The organism is Neisseria sp. P0021.S007 (genome assembly GCF_051956855.1).
Window position 1 is genome coordinate 1 of record NZ_JBQCXA010001357.1, and the last position, 494, is coordinate 494.

Here is a 494-nt window from a genome sequence, read left to right on the forward strand (position 1 = left end):
CTGCGGCACAATACGATACCCTTGCCGCCTATCTTGAGACGCTTTTAGAGAAAACTGACCGCTGGGTGTGTGAGTATCGTGAGGGGTAGGGCGTTTCAGACGACCTTTTTATCTTGGAGAAGTAAATATGAAATTAACGCCGCGTTTACAAAGCTTGGGTATTGCTGCGCTGTTGATGACAGGATACGGTTTTTATGCTTATGACTATAATTTGATAGCCTGTAAATTAATGGATCGCTATTGGAATGACGACAAGGGCAGGTGCATGAATCCCGATTGCCGTCAACATGATGCGTGTATGCTGAGTGCAGGGGAGGATAAAGTAACATGCGAAACCATCCGCCCTGGCGACAGCTTGGATAAAGCTTGGTATGTGCTGGGTAAGCCTTGGCATGAGGAAAACGGGCGGTTCTTTTGGAGTAATAAATATGGAGATCATGTAGCAGAAATCGAACGTGACGGAGAAAAGGTTGGCAAGATTACCTGCTTTGAGC

At 46.4% G+C, this 494-nt stretch carries 1 protein-coding gene; it reads left to right on the forward strand.

The features are described from left to right. Window positions 1-127: 127 nt before the first annotated feature. Window positions 128-494, forward strand: a 367-nt coding sequence (locus tag ACTHUR_RS19145) for a toxin (protein ID WP_440400360.1), incomplete at its 3' end; no start/stop codon positions are given.